The 17,988-nt window shown below is 29.7% G+C and carries 22 protein-coding genes and 1 riboswitch; of the genes, 10 read left to right on the forward strand and 12 right to left on the reverse strand.

Features of this window, described 5'->3' with window-relative positions:
* Window positions 1-74: 74 nt before the first annotated feature.
* The 5 genes from H2280_RS05370 to mraY all read right to left on the reverse strand — a co-directional run bounded on the left by H2280_RS05370 (window position 75) and on the right by mraY (window position 4,637).
* Window positions 75-1,430 (reverse strand): Cj0814 family flagellar-dependent secreted protein, encoded by a 1,356-nt coding sequence (locus tag H2280_RS05370; protein ID WP_337215908.1) that lies wholly within the window; start codon window positions 1,428-1,430, stop codon window positions 75-77.
* Between the two features lie 167 nt (window positions 1,431-1,597).
* The gene (locus H2280_RS05375) at window positions 1,598-1,945 is read right to left on the reverse strand and encodes a hypothetical protein (protein WP_337215909.1); all 348 of its coding nucleotides are present in this window, start codon (window positions 1,943-1,945) and stop codon (window positions 1,598-1,600) included.
* A gap of 164 nt (window positions 1,946-2,109) precedes the next feature.
* Window positions 2,110-2,232, reverse strand: a complete 123-nt coding sequence (locus H2280_RS05380; protein WP_337200491.1) for a hypothetical protein — start codon at window positions 2,230-2,232, stop codon at window positions 2,110-2,112.
* A gap of 135 nt (window positions 2,233-2,367) precedes the next feature.
* Window positions 2,368-3,576 carry a UDP-N-acetylmuramoyl-L-alanine--D-glutamate ligase gene (murD, locus tag H2280_RS05385; protein ID WP_337215910.1) on the reverse strand — a complete coding sequence of 403 codons (1,209 nt, stop codon included), beginning with the start codon at window positions 3,574-3,576 and terminating at the stop codon, window positions 2,368-2,370.
* Window positions 3,576-4,637 (reverse strand): phospho-N-acetylmuramoyl-pentapeptide-transferase, encoded by a 1,062-nt coding sequence (gene mraY, locus H2280_RS05390; protein ID WP_137624285.1) that lies wholly within the window; start codon window positions 4,635-4,637, stop codon window positions 3,576-3,578. The genes murD and mraY overlap by 1 nt, the downstream gene beginning before the upstream one ends.
* Window positions 4,638-4,715: 78 nt before the next feature.
* Here mraY and gpmI point away from each other — a divergent pair, with 78 nt between their 5' ends.
* From gpmI to H2280_RS05405, 3 genes are all read left to right on the forward strand, one after another.
* Window positions 4,716-6,194 (forward strand): 2,3-bisphosphoglycerate-independent phosphoglycerate mutase, encoded by a 1,479-nt coding sequence (gpmI, locus tag H2280_RS05395; protein WP_337215911.1) that lies wholly within the window; start codon window positions 4,716-4,718, stop codon window positions 6,192-6,194.
* A gap of 77 nt (window positions 6,195-6,271) precedes the next feature.
* Window positions 6,272-7,015 (forward strand): 3-oxoacyl-ACP reductase FabG, encoded by a 744-nt coding sequence (gene fabG / locus H2280_RS05400; RefSeq protein WP_137624287.1) that lies wholly within the window; start codon window positions 6,272-6,274, stop codon window positions 7,013-7,015.
* 6 nt (window positions 7,016-7,021) lie between these two features.
* Complete coding sequence (locus tag H2280_RS05405; protein ID WP_337195837.1) at window positions 7,022-7,429, forward strand: pyridoxamine 5'-phosphate oxidase family protein; 408 nt, start codon at window positions 7,022-7,024, stop codon at window positions 7,427-7,429.
* An 18-nt stretch (window positions 7,430-7,447) separates the two neighbouring features.
* On the opposite strand, the gene H2280_RS05410 is transcribed toward H2280_RS05405, so the two are convergent.
* Complete coding sequence (locus H2280_RS05410) at window positions 7,448-8,113, reverse strand: TenA family protein (RefSeq protein ID WP_337215912.1); 666 nt, start codon at window positions 8,111-8,113, stop codon at window positions 7,448-7,450.
* 119 nt (window positions 8,114-8,232) lie between these two features.
* On the opposite strand from H2280_RS05410, the gene acpP reads away from it, so the two are divergent.
* The 4 genes from acpP (at window position 8,233) to H2280_RS05430 (ending at window position 11,315) form a co-directional block, all read left to right on the forward strand.
* Window positions 8,233-8,466 (forward strand): acyl carrier protein, encoded by a 234-nt coding sequence (gene acpP / locus H2280_RS05415; RefSeq protein WP_137620899.1) that lies wholly within the window; start codon window positions 8,233-8,235, stop codon window positions 8,464-8,466.
* Between the two features lie 29 nt (window positions 8,467-8,495).
* The gene (locus H2280_RS05420; protein ID WP_137624290.1) at window positions 8,496-9,710 is read left to right on the forward strand and encodes a beta-ketoacyl-ACP synthase II; all 1,215 of its coding nucleotides are present in this window, start codon (window positions 8,496-8,498) and stop codon (window positions 9,708-9,710) included.
* Between the two features lies 1 nt (window position 9,711).
* A complete protein-coding gene (gene accA, locus H2280_RS05425) occupies window positions 9,712-10,650 on the forward strand; it encodes an acetyl-CoA carboxylase carboxyl transferase subunit alpha (protein WP_337215913.1) in 939 nt (312 codons plus the stop codon).
* A 77-nt stretch (window positions 10,651-10,727) separates the two neighbouring features.
* Window positions 10,728-11,315 (forward strand): NUDIX hydrolase, encoded by a 588-nt coding sequence (locus H2280_RS05430; RefSeq protein WP_337195834.1) that lies wholly within the window; start codon window positions 10,728-10,730, stop codon window positions 11,313-11,315.
* A gap of 14 nt (window positions 11,316-11,329) precedes the next feature.
* On the opposite strand, the gene H2280_RS05435 is transcribed toward H2280_RS05430, so the two are convergent.
* From H2280_RS05435 to rpmB, 3 genes are all read right to left on the reverse strand, one after another.
* Window positions 11,330-12,430: a methyl-accepting chemotaxis protein gene (locus H2280_RS05435; RefSeq protein WP_337215914.1), complete on the reverse strand. Its 1,101-nt coding sequence runs from the start codon at window positions 12,428-12,430 to the stop codon at window positions 11,330-11,332.
* Between the two features lie 10 nt (window positions 12,431-12,440).
* Window positions 12,441-12,659 carry a YdcH family protein gene (locus tag H2280_RS05440; RefSeq protein ID WP_137624294.1) on the reverse strand — a complete coding sequence of 73 codons (219 nt, stop codon included), beginning with the start codon at window positions 12,657-12,659 and terminating at the stop codon, window positions 12,441-12,443.
* A gap of 162 nt (window positions 12,660-12,821) precedes the next feature.
* On the reverse strand, window positions 12,822-13,016 hold the full coding sequence (gene rpmB, locus H2280_RS05445; RefSeq protein ID WP_137624295.1) for a 50S ribosomal protein L28: 195 nt from the start codon (window positions 13,014-13,016) through the stop codon (window positions 12,822-12,824).
* A 145-nt stretch (window positions 13,017-13,161) separates the two neighbouring features.
* Here rpmB and rpe point away from each other — a divergent pair, with 145 nt between their 5' ends.
* The 3 genes from rpe to thiC all read left to right on the forward strand — a co-directional run bounded on the left by rpe (window position 13,162) and on the right by thiC (window position 16,032).
* A complete protein-coding gene (gene rpe / locus H2280_RS05450) occupies window positions 13,162-13,809 on the forward strand; it encodes a ribulose-phosphate 3-epimerase (RefSeq protein WP_137624296.1) in 648 nt (215 codons plus the stop codon).
* A complete protein-coding gene (locus H2280_RS05455; protein ID WP_137624297.1) occupies window positions 13,806-14,576 on the forward strand; it encodes a 3'-5' exonuclease in 771 nt (256 codons plus the stop codon). Before rpe ends, H2280_RS05455 begins: the two co-directional genes overlap by 4 nt.
* A 4-nt stretch (window positions 14,577-14,580) precedes the next feature.
* Window positions 14,581-14,685: riboswitch (TPP riboswitch) on the forward strand.
* 54 nt (window positions 14,686-14,739) lie between these two features.
* Entirely contained in the window at window positions 14,740-16,032 is a 1,293-nt protein-coding gene (gene thiC, locus H2280_RS05460; RefSeq protein WP_337215915.1) for a phosphomethylpyrimidine synthase ThiC, read from the forward strand.
* Here thiC and H2280_RS05465 read toward each other — a convergent pair.
* The 3 genes from H2280_RS05465 to H2280_RS05475 are packed head-to-tail and all read right to left on the reverse strand — an operon-like array spanning window position 16,024 to window position 17,988.
* Complete coding sequence (locus H2280_RS05465) at window positions 16,024-16,542, reverse strand: hypothetical protein (RefSeq protein ID WP_137624299.1); 519 nt, start codon at window positions 16,540-16,542, stop codon at window positions 16,024-16,026. The two genes, thiC and H2280_RS05465, sit on opposite strands and share 9 nt — an antisense overlap.
* Window positions 16,532-17,062 carry a hypothetical protein gene (locus tag H2280_RS05470; RefSeq protein WP_337215916.1) on the reverse strand — a complete coding sequence of 177 codons (531 nt, stop codon included), beginning with the start codon at window positions 17,060-17,062 and terminating at the stop codon, window positions 16,532-16,534. Before H2280_RS05470 ends, H2280_RS05465 begins: the two co-directional genes overlap by 11 nt.
* Entirely contained in the window at window positions 17,059-17,988 is a 930-nt protein-coding gene (locus H2280_RS05475) for a clan AA aspartic protease (protein WP_337215917.1), read from the reverse strand. The genes H2280_RS05470 and H2280_RS05475 overlap by 4 nt, the downstream gene beginning before the upstream one ends.

A 17,988-nucleotide genomic window follows, 5' to 3' on the forward strand; every position in this document is an offset into this window, starting at 1 on the left:
AAGTTTGAATTTATAGATTTTTTTGTTTGAGTAGGGTTTGAAATGGTTTTTTAGAAGGTTTTAGGGTTATGTTATCACACCTTAATATTCACACTTCTATGTTTAGTTTTAGTTCTAGAACTTAATTTACTAAGATGATTAGTATTAGAGTTGGAATTGTTATCATTAGAATTATCATTGCTATTAGAATTGTTATTTGTATTGTCATTATCTATTTTTACATTAAAAAGAATTTCTAATTCTTTTGCTAAATCAAATTTATTTTCAAGAAGTTTTTTTATGAGTTCATTTCTTATATTATCATCTTTATAAGTTTCTTTGTTTTTACTTTCTGCTTGGATGGGTTTGAAGGGTTTATCTTTTGTTTGATTAGTTTCATTGGTTTGTTGTGTTAAGTTAGAATTATTTTGTTGTGCTATTTGCGCCTTATATTTTTCTCCCATAGCGTCACTTTTAGCTTTCATTTCTAGCCATTGTTTTTTAAATTCTTCTATATCTGTATTTCCACTTAAAAGCTTTATTGTATTTACAAAATCAACTCCTATATCTCCAGTTATACTATAAGTAATAGGATTTTGCTGAATGAAATCTCTTAAACTTTGTATTTCATTTGCATTCATAGTTTTATCAAGTCCTAAAATTTTACCTTGTATGGTTACATCACCAACTAAAATTGAATAATTAGCTTCTGAAATTCTAGCATTTAAAAAAGCCATTAATGCACCACCTTTAGTTATACTTCCATCATTATTTGTATAAACATTTTGTCCTATATCAGTTTTTGCGGTATAAAAAATATTATCGATTTTAGGATCAATAAAATTTTTATTAGGATAAGTTTGAGTAGCGTTATGACTTTCATTAACGTATGGAGGTACAACTTTATAATAATCTTTAGCTTCATCTTGATTGAATGTTTTTGTAATTTCAAATGTATCGACGTCATAAACAAAAGCTACAGGCATACTTTGCAATTGTTCAAGTGTAAAAGAGTTTGATTTTGTATCTGGTGCAATTTGTGAAAAAAGCTTATAAGCATTTCCTATGGTTTTAGCAAAATCTACATTAACAAAAGTATTATTTATTCTTTTATAATATTCATTTGCAAAATTCTCCATACCCTTAGCATAGATCTTATAATCTTTAGGTATTCCTGCAGCTTCATTGAAATCACTGGTAAAAAAACCATCTTCATCTACACCATAACCTAGTATTTTATTAATAGCCTTAGATTTATCACTTACTAAATTTGAATTTGTTTCTTGGGTTTGTTTTAATGAGGTATTGTTTGAAATATTGTTATTTAAATTTGTATTGTTGTTTATTTCTTTATTATTATCTACTGAATCATTTGTTTTAGAATTCTTTTTAGAATTTAAAGTATTTGTATAGTGATTATAATTTGAATAAGAATTTATACTGTTTATCATTTTACTGCCTTTTGGTTGTAGTGGTAGATAATATTTTTATCATTTCTATATCATTTCTATATCATTTCTATATCGGTTAGAAATGATGAGAAGTTTATGTTATAGAAATAATGATGTATTTTTATAAATTTGTTTTTTTTAATAATTTTAAATTTTAAAATTATTTTTTAAATTCTTTTATCTATACCTTTTTCATTAAGTTTTTCCATAAGTTCTAAAATATCTACTCCATTTTCTTTTTGAACTTTTAAAAATTGTTCCCAAAAACTATTTTTTATTTCATCTTTATAAGTTTCTTTGTTTTTACTTTCTGCTTGGATGGGTTTAAAAGTTTTTATTTCTTGTTCTTGTGCAGTTTGCATTTCTTGCTGAATATCTTTTCTGCTTTGCTCGGCAATTTCACCAAATCTAGCTTCGTGTTTGGCTTGAAGATCTAACCATTTTTGTTTAAATTCTTCTACACTCATACTTGTGTGATAAATTTTTACATATTCTTTTTGTAAGTCTTCATCCATCCAATGCACCGAAGCTTTATTTTTTGCTTTAAAATCTTCAATTTCTTTAAAATCTTCTTGGCTTAATTCACCCTTTAAAATCTGATCTTGTATAGAGCCTTTAGCGATAGGAATTTCTTTTGTAAGTTCATCATAATAATCTTTGTAAGATTTTAGAAGTTCATCTAAATTTGCAACATTTGACTTTTTTTATCATTTGGAGTTTGAGCGGTATTTTTATCGCTCAGACTCCAGTCATTCGTTATACTTATTCCAAAAATACCCAAACTTGAATTAATGGTATTCATATTTTACCTCCTAGGATACCAACCGCCAAGAGTGCTTTTATATTTATTTGCCATTTTCTTGATTGTCATAATTATTATTTAGTATTTAATATCGACAAAATACAAATTTTTATTAATATCAATAAAATATAAAAATTAAATTTTATTGATACATTCTTTAAAGGTTTTTCCGCGTTCTATATAAGAACTAAATTGATCTAAACTAGCACAAGCTGGGCTTAAAAGAGCGACTTCATTTTTTTGAAGAACTTTTGAAATTTCTTCTACGGCTTTGCTTAATATTTCGCATTTGATTATTTTTATATTAGCATTTTTAGCATAATCAAGCATTTTTTTTGTGCTTATACCTATGGCATAAAGCGTAATGTCAAATTTTTTTATAAATTCAAATAAAGTGCTTAAATCCACACCCTTATCATCTCCGCCGATGATTAAATGGATTTTTTTATCCTTGTACCGATTTAGCGCCGCCATAACAGCACTTTCATTGGTCGCTTTTGTATCATTTACCCAAAGTCTTCCTTGGGTATCAAATAATTCTTCAAGTTTATTTTCTTCAAGGATAAATTGATTTAAAAGATCATAACTTAAGGTATCTAGTAAAATTTTTTCTATAGCTAAAGACATAACAGCATCAAGCAAAAAAGGACTTTTAAAAGAAATTTTATCTATATCAATAGCAAATTTACTTGCTAAATCTTTTTCATCTTCATAAGAAACAATATAGGCTTTAGTAGGGGTGTTCTCATAAATTTTTGGCAAAATTGCTATATCGCATTCATTCATTCTCTCTAAAACGCTGAGTTTATCTTTGACATAGTTTTCAAAATTTCCATGCCACGAAAGATGATCTGCGCTTATAGGTAAAAGAGCGTAAATTTCAGGTTTGGCAATATGGGTATAGTGAAGAGTAAAAGACGAGGTTTCAAGCACCCAAAGTTTAGCATGAGTATCAAGTTTGGCTAAAGGAGTTCCAATATTTCCTCCCATTATTGCGCCTACGTGTGATAATAAATGCGTTGTCATTTGCGTGGTTGTCGTTTTTCCATTTGTGCCACTAATCCAAACAGATCTTGGCATAGCATCATAAAAAAAGTCATATTCGCTTTGTAGATTTTTTGCTTTTTTTATTAATGCATGGTTTGGTGGAAAACCTGGGCTTGGAATTTCAAGATCGCTTAAATTTTCATCAAATTCTTTAGGATTTAAAAGATAATTACCTAATTCATCTTGAGTTGTATTTTTAAAATTATCATCATAAATATTAAAAACGCCAAATTTATCAGCAAGATTTTTTGCTATAGCCTGTGTTGTTTTTCCATATCCAAAAAGAGAAATTTTCATCAGCGTAACTTTATGGATGCAAGTGCGAGTAAATTTGTAAGAAAAGCGATCATCCAAAAGCGCACTATGATTTTATTTTCTACCCATCCTACTTTTTCAAAATGATGATGAATAGGTGCCATTTTAAAAACTCTTTTGTTAAAAATTTTAAAGCTTCCCACTTGTAAAATAACTGAAATGGTTTCAAGAACAAAAACAAAACCTATAAGCAAGAGTAAAACTTCATTTTTGCTGATGATAGCTAAAAAGCCTATAAATCCTCCGATAGCCAAACTTCCACTATCTCCCATAAAAACTTGAGCTGGATAGCAGTTATACCATAAAAATCCCATTAAAGCACCAATCAGCGCAGCACAGATAATGCTAACTTCGCCTAAACCTTGAATTTTTGGTAAAAGTAAGTATTCGCTATAGTTAAAATTTCCACTCAAATATAAAAGAATGCCTAAAGTTGATAAGGAAAAAATACTAGGTACGGTTGCTAATCCATCAAGTCCATCGGTTAAATTTACAGCATTTGAACTTGAAATTAGAACTAAAACCCAAAAGAAAAGTGCAAAAATTTCCATGTTAAAAAGAGGGTATTTGTAAAATGGAATATAAAATTCAGTGTTAAATTGAGAACTAAAATATAAAGGTAGGACGCAAATTAAACCCGCACCAATTTGGGCTAAAAGTTTCATTTTTGGACTGAGTCCTGAGTGATTATCTTTTTTTAAAACTTTGCCAAGATCATCAACAAGGCCAATAAGGCAAAAAAGAGTAAGACAAAGTAAAGAGCTTATAGCAAAAACATTTTCATATCTTATGCACAATAAACTTGCCAAAAGAGCGCAAAATATAAATACAAGACCACCCATAGTTGGAGTATGTGATTTTACCTTGTGGTTTTCAGGAGCATATTCATAAATAGGTTGATTAGCATTTTTAGTTTTTGCCCAAGCTATAAATTTAGGCATTAAAAACAAAGATAAACATAAAGCGATAAAAAACGCAAAACCAGCACGCACACTAATATAAGTAAAAAAAGCATAATTGCTTAAATCAGAAAGATAATACAAATTGAACCTTCTTTTTGGTTTTTAAAAGCTTAATTTTATTAAAATGTAACCAAAAAAATTCTTATAAAGTTTAGAATAATGAAACAAAAATGTATTTTAGTGATTACAGATGGAATAGGTTTTAATCAGGATAAAAAATTCAATGCTTTTGAAGCAGCAAAAAAACCTACCTATGAAAAGCTTTTTAAAGAAGTACCTTATTCTTTATTAAAAACCAGTGGTTTGGCAGTGGGTTTGCCTGAAGGTCAAATGGGCAATAGCGAAGTAGGTCATATGTGTATAGGCAGCGGACGGATTATTTATCAGAATTTGGTGCGGATCAATCAAGCTATTCAAAATGATCAGCTTAAAAACAATTCTAATTTAAAAAGTTTATTGGCAAAATGCAAAAAAATTCACATTATAGGGCTTTATAGTGATGGTGGGGTGCATTCTATGGATACGCATTTTAAGACTTTACTTGAAATTTGTGCTAAAAATGGCAATGAAGTTTTTGCGCATGCTATCACTGATGGACGAGATGTAGATCCAAAAAGTGCTTTAAATTTTATTAAAAATTTGCAAGAACATTGCGATCAATTAGGAATTTGTTTTGCAACTTTATGCGGGCGTTTTTATGCGATGGATAGAGATAAGCGTTGGGATAGAATTCAAGAATATTATCAATGTTTAATGGGTGAAAGTCAGAGTAGTGATGATTTTATAAAATATATACAACAATCTTATCAAGATCAAATCACAGATGAATTCATAAAAGCGGTCAAACATAAGGACTATAAAGGGATGGATGAGAATGATGGGTTAATTTTCATTAATTTTAGAAACGATAGAATGAAACAACTTGTTGAGGCATTAAATTTTCAAGATTTTAAAGAATTTAAACGAGATAAAATTTTTCAAAATTTATTAACCATGAGTGTTTATGATGATCGTTTTGATATCCCTGTAATATTTCAAAAAGAAAAAATTCAAAATACTTTGCCAGAAATAATTTCTAAAGCAGGATTAACTCAACTTCATACGGCTGAAACTGAAAAATACGCCCATGTGACCTTTTTCTTTAATGGAGGCAAAGAAGAGTTATTAGAAAATGAAACAAGAATTTTAATTCCAAGTCCTAAGGTTAAAACTTATGATGAAAAACCTCAAATGAGTGCTTTTGAAGTATGTGATATCGTAAAAAAGGGGATCAATAAGGGCGAAGATTTCATCGTTGTTAATTTTGCAAACGGTGATATGGTAGGACATACTGGAAATTTTGATGCGGCTATTAAAGCTGTAGAGACGGTGGATACTTGCTTGGGTGAAGTGATTGAATGTGCTAGAAAAAATAATTATGCTTTTATTATTACAAGCGATCATGGAAATTGCGAAGCTATGCAGGATGAAAAAGGTAATTTACTCACCAACCATACAACCTTTGATGTTTTTGTATTTATAGAGGCAAATGGAGTGCAAAAAATTAAAAACAATATGGGGCTTAGCAATATAGCTGCAAGTGTTTTAAAAATTTTAGATTTAGAAATTCCAAAAGAAATGAATGAAGCTTTGTTTTAATTGATTTGCTTTTTTCTTTTTAAATTTGTTAAAATTCTGACAAATTTAAAAGATTAATTTTTAATAAGGATAAAATGATGAAATTTAGCGGAAAAAACGTTTTAATAACAGGTGCAAGTAAAGGTATAGGTGCTTCTATTGCAAAAACTTTAGCTGATTTTGGACTTAAAGTTTGGATTAATTATCGTTCAAAACCAGAATTAGCGGATGCTTTAAAGGATGAAATCATTGCAAAAGGTGGCAATGCAGCGGTGATTAAATTTGATGCAAGCAAAGAAGATGAATTTGAAAATGGTGTGAAAACTATCGTTGAAAGCGATGGAGAGCTTAGTTATCTTGTAAATAACGCGGGTGTTACCAATGATAAATTGGCTTTAAGAATGAAGTTAGATGAATTTAGTTCTGTTGTGGATGTGAATTTAAATTCAGCATTTTTAGGATGTAGAGAAGCTTTAAAAACAATGAGTAAAAAGCGTTTTGGTGCTGTGGTTAATATCGCTTCTATTGTTGGGGAAATGGGAAATGCAGGACAAGTAAATTACTCAGCAAGTAAAGGCGGAATGATAGCCATGACAAAATCTTTTGCTAAAGAGGGAGCAAGTAGAAATTTACGTTTTAATTGCGTAACTCCAGGTTTTATAAAAAGCGATATGACTGAAGTTTTAAGCGAAGAAATTAAAAAAATGTACCAAGATGGCATTCCATTTAAACGTTTTGCTGAACCTGAAGAGGTGGCTTATTGCGTCGCATTTTTATTAAGTGATTATTCTTCTTATATTACAGGAGATGTGCTTAAGGTTAATGGCGGTTTGTATATGTAAGGAGTTGTGATGAATTTAGAAGAAATCATGCAATTTTTAGATAATAATCCACCTGCTTTTTTAGCAACTCTAGGTACTTGTGGAAATCCTAGAGTTCGGCCTATACAGAGTCCGCTTTTATTTAAGGATAGAATTTATTTTTGCACTTCAAATACTAAAGGACTTTATAAACATATCAAAAATTATAATGGAATTGAGTTTTGTTCTTGCTCTAAAGAGGGAACTTTTTTAAGGCTTAGAGCTAATGCGATTTTTGAATCTAATTTGGAAGTTAAAAAAATGATGTTTGAAAAATATCCTTATTTAAAAAATTTATACAATACTCCAGAAGATTTAAGATTTGAAGTTTTTTATCTCGATAATTTAAGTGCTAGAATGCAATTTAGCAATGGAGAATTTAAAACCTTAAAGTAAGAAAATCTTACTTTAGGTTTAAATATTTGTTTGCATTTTTAAAGAATGCTCCCAAAAAGCAATTTCCAAACGCACGACATTATGAAAAATTGAATTAAGTTTTTTAAATTTTTCTTCAGAAATTTGATCACTATAAGAATTAACAAAATCTTCAAATTCTTTTACTGTTGCCTGAAATTCTTGACTTGAATAAGTTAAAATCCATTCTTTATAAAGATGGTTTTGCAACTTTTCTTTTGAGATATTTTTACAAATTTCATTCCCTATGTATCCATAGCCTATTGCACAAGCACTAAGAGCAATTAGCATGTCTAAAAAATCTCCATTTTCACCCACGCTTAATATATAACGCGAATAAGCAATATTAATAAGACTTTCATCTTTTTCATTAAAATGACTTGTATCAATACCTAATTCCAAGATACTTTTATGAAGTTCCAATTCTCCTTCTAGGGTGTAATTTTGAAATTTAATAGCAAAACGTAACTCCTCTACTGTATTAGCATTTAAAGCAAGTCTTGCATAACATTTTGAGTAATTAATAAGATACATATAATCTTGCTTTAAATAGAAAAGAAATTGTTCTTTGCTTAAAGTTTCATCTTCAAGCTGTTTTACAAAATTATGATGTATATACTCATTCCAAATTTTTAAATTTTCTTTGATAAGTTTTTGAAAGAGCATTTTTTATCCCCTTGGTTGATTTAATTTTTTTAAAGTATAATCAAAAACTATAAATATTTTAAGTTTTTTATAGTAAAATACGCTTTATTTTTTAATTTTTTATTTTTAAGGAGATATAAATGGCAACATTTGATGATGTAAAAGCAGTAGTAGTAGAACAATTAAGTATTGATGCAGATACAGTTAAAATGGAATCTAAAATTATTGAAGATTTGGGTGCAGACTCTTTAGATGTTGTAGAATTGATTATGGCTTTGGAAGAAAAATTTGAAGTTGAAATTCCAGATAGCGATGCTGAAAAACTTATTAAAATTGAAGATGTTGTAAATTATATTGACAATCTTAAAAAGTAATTTTTATTAACTTTACAAGGAGTTTATTCTTGAAAAGAGTCGTGGTTACAGGCATTGGGATGATCAATGCCCTTGGTTTAGATAAAGAGAGTTCTTTTAAAGCTATTTGCGAAGGTAAAAGTGGGGTAAAAAAAATTACCCTTTTTGATACAACAGATTTTCCAGTTCAAATAGCGGCAGAAATCACTGACTTTAATCCTTTGGATGTTATAGATCCTAAAGAGGTAAAAAAAGTAGATCGTTTTATTCAGTTAGGTATAAAAGCTGCTAGAGAAGCAATGCAAGATGCTAATTTAAAAGATAATTTTAATCAAGAAGAATTTGGCGTAGTATCTGCTGCTGGTATAGGAGGTTTGCCTAATATAGAAAAAAATTCGATCATCTGTTCTGAACGAGGACCGCGAAAAATTTCTCCATTTTTTATTCCTTCGGCTTTGGTTAATATGCTCGGTGGTTTGATTTCGATCGAACATGGACTTAAAGGACCAAATATTTCTTGTGTGACTGCTTGTGCCGCTGGAACTCATGCTATCGCTGAAGCCTATAAAAGCATTGCTTTAGGTACTGCAAGTAAAATGCTTGTTATAGGTGCTGAAGCTGCTATATGTCCAGTAGGAATAGGTGGTTTTGCTTCTATGAAAGCTCTATCAACTAGAAATGATGATCCAGAACGTGCCTCAAGACCTTTCGATAAAGAAAGAGATGGTTTTGTTATGGGAGAGGGTGCAGGTGCTTTGGTTTTTGAAGATTATGAAGAAGCTAAAAAACGAGGGGCTACTATTTATGCAGAATTGGTAGGTTTTGGCGAAAGTGCCGATGCCCATCATATCACTTCTCCAACTTTAGATGGTCCTTTAAGAGCTATGAAAAAAGCTTTAAATATGGCTGGAAATCCTAAAGTTGATTATATTAATGCACATGGAACTTCAACTCCGGTTAATGATAAAAATGAAACTGCTGCCATTAAAGAGCTTTTTGGTGCTAATGTTCCATTGGTTAGTTCTACAAAAGGACAAACAGGACATTGTTTAGGAGCTGCTGGAGCAATTGAAGCGGTTATAAGCATCATGGCTTTAAGAGATGGTATTGTTCCACCAACTATAAATCAGCTTGTAAAAGATGAAGAATGCGATTTAGATTATGTTCCAAATTCTGCCAAAAAAATGGATCTAAAAGTAGTAATGAGTAATTCTTTTGGCTTTGGTGGCACTAATGGTTGTGTCGTTTTTAAAAAAGTAGATTAAGATGGCTTCATATTTAGAATTTGAAAAAAATATTCAACAACTTGATGAAGATATTGCTAATGCACAAATCAAGGGAGATGTTGATGCCATTGTTATTTTAAAAAAAAATCTTGAAAAAGAAATTATAAAAACTTATAAAAATTTAAACGATTATGGTCGTTTGCAGCTTGCTCGTCATCCTGATCGTCCTTATGCTCTTGATTATATAGATCTTATATTGCAAAATGCACATGAAATACATGGAGATCGTGCTTTTAGAGATGATCCTGCTATTGTTTGTTTTATGGGATATTTGGGTGATAAAAAACTTATTGTTATCGGTGAGCAAAAGGGTAGAGGAACTAAAGATAAAATAGCAAGAAATTTTGGAATGCCACATCCTGAGGGTTACCGAAAAGCTTTAAGAGTTGCGAAGCTTGCAGAAAAATTTCAAATTCCAATTTTGTTTTTAATTGATACTCCAGGTGCTTATCCTGGTATTGGTGCTGAAGAGCGTGGTCAAAGTGAAGCTATTGCTAAAAATCTTTATGAATTTAGCGATTTAAAAACTCCTACTATAGCCGTAGTGATTGGAGAAGGTGGTAGCGGTGGAGCTTTAGCTATAGGAGTTGCTGATAAACTTGCTATGATGAAAAATTCTGTTTTCTCTGTTATTTCCCCTGAAGGTTGTGCGGCAATTCTTTGGAATGATCCTAGTAAAATCGAAGTAGCAACTAAAGCAATGAAGGTAACCGCAGATGATCTAAAAGAGCAGGGTTTGATTGACGATGTTATAGAAGAACCCATTAATGGCGCACATAGAGATAAAGAAGGAGCTGCTATTGCTATTGCTAATTATGTAAAAAAAGCATTAGATGAATTAAATACAATAAATCCAAATGAGCTTGTGGCTAATCGTATGCAAAAAATACTTAAACTCGGAGCTTTTTTAGAAGTTTAATTTATTATTTTATCTTAATTTAAAATACCCGCGATATCATTAATAAAAAATTATTTTCTTATATCAAAGGTTTTTTAATGGCATTTAAAAATTTAAAAGAAATATTATTTGATCATTCCGAATATATTAAGCCTAAACGTTTTTCTTATGAAAGTAATGATAGATATTGCACTTGGGATTTTATAGAAGCAAAAGATAGTGTTTCTATACTTTTATATCATGAAGAATTTAAAAGCTTTGTTTTTGTTCGTCAATTTAGAATACCTCTTTGGTATCATCAGATCCATCATGAAAATTATCAAGGTAAAGAAATAGGATATACAGTAGAACTTTGTTCTGGTTTAGTAGATAAGAATTTATCTTTAGAGCAAATAGCCAAAGAAGAATGTGTGGAAGAGGTTGGATATTGTCCTAAAAAACTTGAAAAAATTAAAGATTTTTATACCGGTTTTGGTTCGGGGGTAAGTAAGCAAAGTCTTTATTTTGCAACTATAAATGAAAATGATAAAATTTCTGATGGCGGAGGAATAGATGGAGAGCAAATTGAAGTTATTTTTGTAAAAATTGAAGAATATGAAAAATTTTCACAAAATATTATTTGCAACCCTTTGTTAGATTTTTCTTATTTGTGGTTTTTAAAAGAAAAAAAAGATTTTTACCTTTAAAAAAGGTAAAAAGATTATTTTTTTGTGCTTTCGTGAAGCATTTCTTTAAAGACGTCGAATAAATTTAAGGAAGCATTTTCAGCTGTCTGACATCTTTCTATGATTTTATGTTGAGTTAAATTTGAACTTACGTCTTCTGCAGCAGCTATATCAATAGCACTATTCATATTTTCATGTACTTTTTCATGAGGTTCTGCAATTTTCAAGAAGCTTTTACTAGTTCCAAATCTTTCTTTTCCAGTACCAGCTAACCATTTTCCAAGACGACAGCTTGTGTGATCTGCTAATCTTTTTCCAGTTTTTGTAAAGATTTCTCTATATCCATTCAGTTTAAAAGCAATATGGTCTAATTTAGCAAGAGATATAAACGCTTCAGAGGCAATATTAACTGCGTTTGAATTTGTAGAATGTGCTTCAGATACAAGGTGGGAGAATTTCTCTGAAAAATTGACAATATGAGCACTAGAATCAAGAGAAATTTTTTCAACTTGTTCGCTTTGACTATACATTTCATTAGTATTTTGTTTTAAAAGATTGATATTCATTTCTACTTCTGTAGTTGCTTTTTGTGTTTTTTCTGCTAGTTTTCTAACTTCATCGGCCACGACAGCAAATCCTCGCCCATGTTCTCCTGCACGTGCAGCTTCTATAGCAGCATTAAGCGCTAAAAGATTGGTTTGATCTGATACATCTTTGATTAGATTAATAACATTAGTAATTTCATCAACGCTACGATGTAAAGTTCCAGCTGTATCGCGTGTTTTATTGGCGGATTCTGTGATATTACTTAAAGAAGCATTAATAGAATCTGCAATATGACTCAATTCATCCATTTCTATAAGTGAAGTTTTGGAGTAATTAGATATAACTTCGGCTTTATCAACATTTTCAAGCATATCATTTTGAACTATAGTGATATTTTTTAAAATACCATTTAATAATACGTTTAAAAGATCGGTTTTTAATTTAGATTCTAAAGCTTCTTGCTCTAAGTCTGAAATTTTATTTTTTAACTCTAAATTTTCGGCTTTAATTTTTTGAATTTGATTTGAAAGATTTTTATTTTCTTCTTCTAATTTTTGAAAACTCTCATAATTAGTTTTTTTACTAAACATAGCTCCACCTTTATTTTTTATAATTTTCTAAATATTTTTTCAATTCATCTTTAATATGAAGTTTTTCTTTTTTAAGATTTGAAATTTCAATATCACTAAGAGTTGAAATTTTATTTTCTTCTGCATTTTTAATTTGCTCATCAAGTTCATTGTGACGTTCAAATAATTTATCAAAATGAGCATCTTTACCTTTAAGCTCTGAAATAAGATCGCGATATTCGTGTAACATAAATTTCTCCTCATGTTGTGAAATTAATATTGTGTAATTAATTATATCTAAGTAAGTTAATATTTTTACTTAAAAAATATTAAAAATTTAATGATAAATTAAATGTATATATAATTTGGTAAAGTTTTAGTGTGATTTTTTGAGGATAAATCCTCAAAAATATTACTTAGAATTTTGTTTTTTTAGGGTTCTTAAAGTAGACGCAGCGATTTTCATTTTTCTAGTAGTACCATCTTCTAAGGTTACACGAACTGTTCTAAGATTAGGTAAAAAACGTCTTTTTGTTTTATTATTAGCATGGCTAACATTATTGCCTACCATTGGCCCTTTGCCTGTGATTTGACATACTCTTGCCATTTTAGTTCCTTATTGTTTGGGATAATTTTTAAATAGGGATTTTAACAAATTTAAACTTAAAATATTCAAATATTTATACTATTTTTATTTATAAATGGATAGAATATTTTTCTAAAAATTATTCTTACAAGAAGGTTTTTTAATCATGTATGTTGCTCCAAGTTTATTATCTGCTAATTTTTTAAATTTAGAAAAAGAAATTAAAGCTGTAGAAGAAGCAGGAGCCGATCTTTTGCATATTGATGTAATGGACGGTTATTTTGTACCTAATTTTACTTTTGGACCTTGCGTGATAGAAAAAATTTCTAGCATTAGCAACCTTCCTTTGGATGTGCATTTGATGGTAGAAGATGTTAAGAAATTTGTAGATTTATTTATTCCATTGAAACCTAAATTTATTTCCTTTCATGTGGAAATAGAAAAACACCCTATAAGAATGTGTGAGTATATAAGATCTTGTGGAATTCATCCAGCTATAGTTTTAAACCCTCATACGCCTATAGATTCTATTAAACACATGATTGATTTTGTAGATATGATTCTTTTAATGAGTGTAAATCCTGGATTTGGTGGACAAAGTTTTTTAAATTTTACCTATGAAAAAATTAAAACATTAAGAGAACTGATTGATTGTAAAAATGCTAAAGTTTTTATTGAGGTTGATGGTGGTGTTAATGGTTTAAATGCAAGCGAATTAGAACAAGCAGGAGCAGATATTTTAGTTGCTGGAAGCTATATCTTTTCTTCTAATGATTATAAAACTTCTATTTCATCATTAAAGTTAGAATTTTGAGTTCTCAACAAGTTGAGCAAATTATTTCTGTTTTGAGCAAACAAAGCAAACCTTATGAATGGGTGATTAAACAATTTTGCAAAGTTGATGAACTTCAAGATTATCAGCTTGATTTAGAAACTTTTGAACTTTTGGGCTTAGGTTTTTATTTAAATCATGATAATTTTTTAAGTTTAAAAACGCGTACTACAAAAATTAAAGAAGAGACTTTTTGCATAGTAGATATAGAAAGCACTGGCGGTATCAAGCATGGGCAAATTTTAGAAATTGGAGCTGTTAAAATTAAAAATTCCAAAGAATTAGATCGTTTTAATACTCTAATAAAAGTTGATCAAATACCGGAAAATATTACTGAATTAACAGGGATTAGTTTTGATATGGTTGAAAATGCCCCAAATTTAAAACAAGTTTTAAGAGATTTTAAACTTTTTTTAAAGGATAGTATTTTTGTAGCACACAATGTTCGCTTTGATTATGGTTTTATTTCCAAAGCTTTACATGAATGTGGCTTAGGAATTTTGCTTAATCGCTATATTTGCACTATAGAATTTGCACAATGCTGCATACAAAGTCCTAAATATAAACTTGATGCCTTAAAAGAATTATTGGGGATAGAAAGTGTCCACCATAGAGCTTTAAGTGATGCTTTAGCGGCGGCTGAAATTTTTAAATATTGTCTAGCAAAACTTCCCTATCATGTTCAAACTACAGAAGAGTTAATAAAATTTATTAAAACCTCTCGCACTCAACGTAAAATTGCGATATAATAATACAATAAATGACGGGAGCTTGTGAAACAGGCTGAGAGTAAGCTAAAAGCTTAGACCGAACCGGATCTGGATAATGCCAGCGTCGGGAAGATTTTATTATTAAACGCTTTAAAATTTACATTCACCCTTCATTTATCCAAAAATTTTTCAAGGATAAAATATGAAAACTCAAATGCTTTATGCTAAAGAAGGTATTTTTACCAAAGAAATGCAAATTGTCGCCCAAAAGGAGCAAGTAAGTCAAGATTTTTTACTTGAAAATATTGCTTGTGGCAAAATCATCATACCTGCTAATATTAATCATAAAAGCCTTGATCCCAATGGTATAGGATTTGGACTTCGCACGAAAGTAAATGTTAATTTAGGTGTTTCAAATGATTGTATCGACTATAGCGAGGAGATGAAAAAAGTAGAACTTGCACATAAATTCGGAATTGAGGCTATTATGGATTTAAGTAACTATGGAAAAACGAGTCATTTTAGAGACGAACTTATCACTTTTTCAAAGGCAATGATAGGTACAGTTCCTGTTTATGATGCAGTGGGATTTTTAGAAAAAGATTTAAAGCAAATTGAAGCTAAAGATTTTTTAGACGTGGTTTATCATCATGCAAAAAGCGGTGTAGATTTTATGACTATACATGCTGGAATAAATTCACGTGCTGTTAAAGTTTTTAAAGAGGGAAAAAGGCTTACAAATATAGTTTCAAGGGGAGGATCTGTGCTTTATGCTTGGATGATGATGAAGCAAGCTGAAAATCCTTTTTTTGAATATTATGACGATTTGTTAGAAATTTGTTTAAAATATGATGTAACCTTGTCTTTAGGTGATGCCTTGCGTCCAGGTTCTACGCATGATTCAACCGATGCATCACAAATTACAGAACTTATAGAATTATCTTTGCTGACGCAAAGGGCTTGGGAGGCTGGAGTTCAAGTGATGATAGAAGGTCCTGGGCACATGGCAATAAATGAAATCGAAGCCAATATGCAACTTGAAAAACGTCTTTGCAAAGGAGCACCTTTTTATGTTTTAGGGCCTTTGGTGACTGATATTGGCGCAGGATATGATCACATCAGCGGGGCAATTGGCGGCGCTGTAGCGGCTGCGAGTGGTGCTGATATACTTTGCTATGTAACACCAGCTGAACATTTAAGACTTCCAAATTTGGATGATGTTAGGGATGGAATAGTGGCAACAAAAATTGCAGCACATGCTGGCGATATTGCTAAGTTGCCAAAAGAAAGAATGAGAGATGATGATATGAGTAAAGCAAGGCAAGATATAGATTGGGAAAAAATGTTTAAACTTGCCATTGATGGAGAAAAGGCTAAAAAGATGTTTAATGAACGCCGCCCAGATGATTTAAATTCCTGCTCTATGTGTGGAAAAATGTGTGCGATGAATACAATAAATCAAATCTCAAAAGGAGAAGATGTCAATTTAATCTGAGTAAATTTCCACAGAAAAATTTATAGCAATGCCTTTTGGTGTTGCTTTTAATGTAATAGGATAACTGACTTTAATTAAATTATCATAATTTTTTAAAGCATTGATAAAATTGTAAAAATTTTTAGGATTATCCATTAAAGCTTCGATTTTTAATTCTTTACGTAAATATTCTTGTGGAGTTTGTATCTTTATGTTTGTTATTTTGATGTTTTTAAAATAATATTTTAGAAAATCATTGAATTTTTTTTCATCGAATTTTTGTTGAAATTGATCTAAGTTTTTTTCATTGTTATGTTTTAATTGTGTAATTTTATCTTCACTAGTTTTTAAATCGATTTTAAAAGAATTAACCGTTCCAATTTGAGAATTTTCTCTTAAATTAATTTGTTCATAATCTTTCAATACCGGCAATAATAAAAACAAAATTAAAGCCGTACATATACTAATAAAACTTAAAGCAAGAATGAGAATTCTTACTATATTGAGTTCTTCGAGGCTTTTATCTTTCATCGCAGCAACCTCCAGTATTTTTTTTGCTTATGCTTACAAAACGATACCATCCATTGCTTAAGCGATAATATGTGGTGTTGCTTTGATCAAAAATACTTTTCAAAGGAGTTTCCAAAAGAAGGCTAAACATTTCCATGGTTGGAGTTACTCCAATAAGTTGCAAAGAGTCTTTTTCTTGATCTACGCTTTCAAGTGTTATGGATCCTGTTTGCACAACGATGTCAAAAAGATTTTTTAAGCTTTTTTTTGCGATTTCATTTTGATCTTTGATATTGTTAGCAATTTTACTCTTATTTAAAAGAATTTGGTATAAATTTTCATTATCTTTGATTTCTTTTTGCATTTTAACAACTTCTTCTTTTTGTTTTTTAATAGAATGAGAAACAAATGCAATTTTTGTTAGATATAAAAAATACATAAAAAAGATAAAGACAATTCCAAAAATAAAAAGAGCAGCCCAAATTTTAATAAATAAGGTTAAAATAGGTTTTTTTCTAGGCTTTATAAAACTGTAAGTCATTGAATTTCCTTGTGCATAAGCTCAAACATGAGATCAAAAGTATTTATTTGTTTAGTAGTAATTTCTAAAAAAGTTTCATTTTCCAAAAATTCAGTAGCCTCTATACTTAGTTCTTGTTCGCTTAGTACATGTATATTGTTGATAAAATTTCCAGAATATTTTTCATCGTTGTAAAATTTTTCAATGCTAGAAATAATACAATGTGCAATTTCCATATCGTTATTAAATTGACTTAGACTATCAAAATTTAAAAATCCTTCCTCTTCTGAATCATTTTTTTCCTGTGATAAATCTTCAAAATTTTCATCCAAATTTTCAAAATTTAATTCATTATTGAAAATATCTTCATCTAATTCTTCATTTGATGTTTCATTGTTTTCAGACTCTTGATCTAAAAAATTTAATTCTCCGTATAAAATTTGATGATTTTTGCAAACCATAATTGTTAGCATTTGCCTACATTGATAAGCATATAGAGTTATTTTATCATCATTTTTGTTCTGCTTTGAAATATTAAAATAAAGCAAAGCAAAAGGAGAGTATAAAAAATCTAATCCATTATAATCTTCAAAAAGTTCATGGAAATATTCCACATGTTCGGTTGCTGTATAGGTTAAAGCATTATTAAGGGTTATAAATTTTAAACTTATCTTACCAACATTAAATTTTTCCAAGTCTTCATTTTTTGTGCTCGGGATAAGACCTTGTTCTTTGGCATTTAAAAAAAGTGCAGTATGGAAAAATAAGAATTTTTTACTTAAGGTTTTAACATATTCTAGCAAATCTTCACTTTTTTCAAAGCTTTTTTCGCTGCTACTTATTAATTTTTTATTTCTATATATTGCTGCTTTAAGGATATTTTTTTCATCTTCTAAAATAATACCAATAAAAATTTGAGGTAGGATTTTTTTAAGCAAAAATAACAT

The organism is Campylobacter sp. 2457A, from assembly GCF_020135895.1.
Lineage (GTDB): Bacteria > Campylobacterota > Campylobacteria > Campylobacterales > Campylobacteraceae > Campylobacter_D > Campylobacter_D taeniopygiae.

What these genes read in the sequence shown, in the direction of transcription:
- H2280_RS05370 (WP_337215908.1), bottom strand. Translation starts at nt 1,430, where the DNA reads ATGATAAACAGTATAAATTCTTATTCAAATTATAATCACTATACAAAT.
- H2280_RS05375 (WP_337215909.1), bottom strand. Translation starts at nt 1,945, where the DNA reads ATGGATGAAGACTTACAAAAAGAATATGTAAAAATTTATCACACAAGT.
- H2280_RS05380 (WP_337200491.1), bottom strand. Translation starts at nt 2,232, where the DNA reads ATGAATACCATTAATTCAAGTTTGGGTATTTTTGGAATAAGTATAACG.
- murD (WP_337215910.1), bottom strand. Translation starts at nt 3,576, where the DNA reads ATGAAAATTTCTCTTTTTGGATATGGAAAAACAACACAGGCTATAGCA.
- gpmI (WP_337215911.1), top strand. Translation starts at nt 4,716, where the DNA reads ATGAAACAAAAATGTATTTTAGTGATTACAGATGGAATAGGTTTTAAT.
- fabG (WP_137624287.1), top strand. Translation starts at nt 6,272, where the DNA reads ATGAAATTTAGCGGAAAAAACGTTTTAATAACAGGTGCAAGTAAAGGT.
- H2280_RS05410 (WP_337215912.1), bottom strand. Translation starts at nt 8,113, where the DNA reads ATGCTCTTTCAAAAACTTATCAAAGAAAATTTAAAAATTTGGAATGAG.
- acpP (WP_137620899.1), top strand. Translation starts at nt 8,233, where the DNA reads ATGGCAACATTTGATGATGTAAAAGCAGTAGTAGTAGAACAATTAAGT.
- accA (WP_337215913.1), top strand. Translation starts at nt 9,712, where the DNA reads ATGGCTTCATATTTAGAATTTGAAAAAAATATTCAACAACTTGATGAA.
- H2280_RS05430 (WP_337195834.1), top strand. Translation starts at nt 10,728, where the DNA reads ATGGCATTTAAAAATTTAAAAGAAATATTATTTGATCATTCCGAATAT.
- H2280_RS05435 (WP_337215914.1), bottom strand. Translation starts at nt 12,430, where the DNA reads ATGTTTAGTAAAAAAACTAATTATGAGAGTTTTCAAAAATTAGAAGAA.
- H2280_RS05440 (WP_137624294.1), bottom strand. Translation starts at nt 12,659, where the DNA reads ATGTTACACGAATATCGCGATCTTATTTCAGAGCTTAAAGGTAAAGAT.
- rpmB (WP_137624295.1), bottom strand. Translation starts at nt 13,016, where the DNA reads ATGGCAAGAGTATGTCAAATCACAGGCAAAGGGCCAATGGTAGGCAAT.
- rpe (WP_137624296.1), top strand. Translation starts at nt 13,162, where the DNA reads ATGTATGTTGCTCCAAGTTTATTATCTGCTAATTTTTTAAATTTAGAA.
- thiC (WP_337215915.1), top strand. Translation starts at nt 14,740, where the DNA reads ATGAAAACTCAAATGCTTTATGCTAAAGAAGGTATTTTTACCAAAGAA.
- H2280_RS05465 (WP_137624299.1), bottom strand. Translation starts at nt 16,542, where the DNA reads ATGAAAGATAAAAGCCTCGAAGAACTCAATATAGTAAGAATTCTCATT.
- H2280_RS05470 (WP_337215916.1), bottom strand. Translation starts at nt 17,062, where the DNA reads ATGACTTACAGTTTTATAAAGCCTAGAAAAAAACCTATTTTAACCTTA.
- H2280_RS05475 (WP_337215917.1), bottom strand. Translation starts at nt 17,988, where the DNA reads ATGTTATTTTTGCTTAAAAAAATCCTACCTCAAATTTTTATTGGTATT.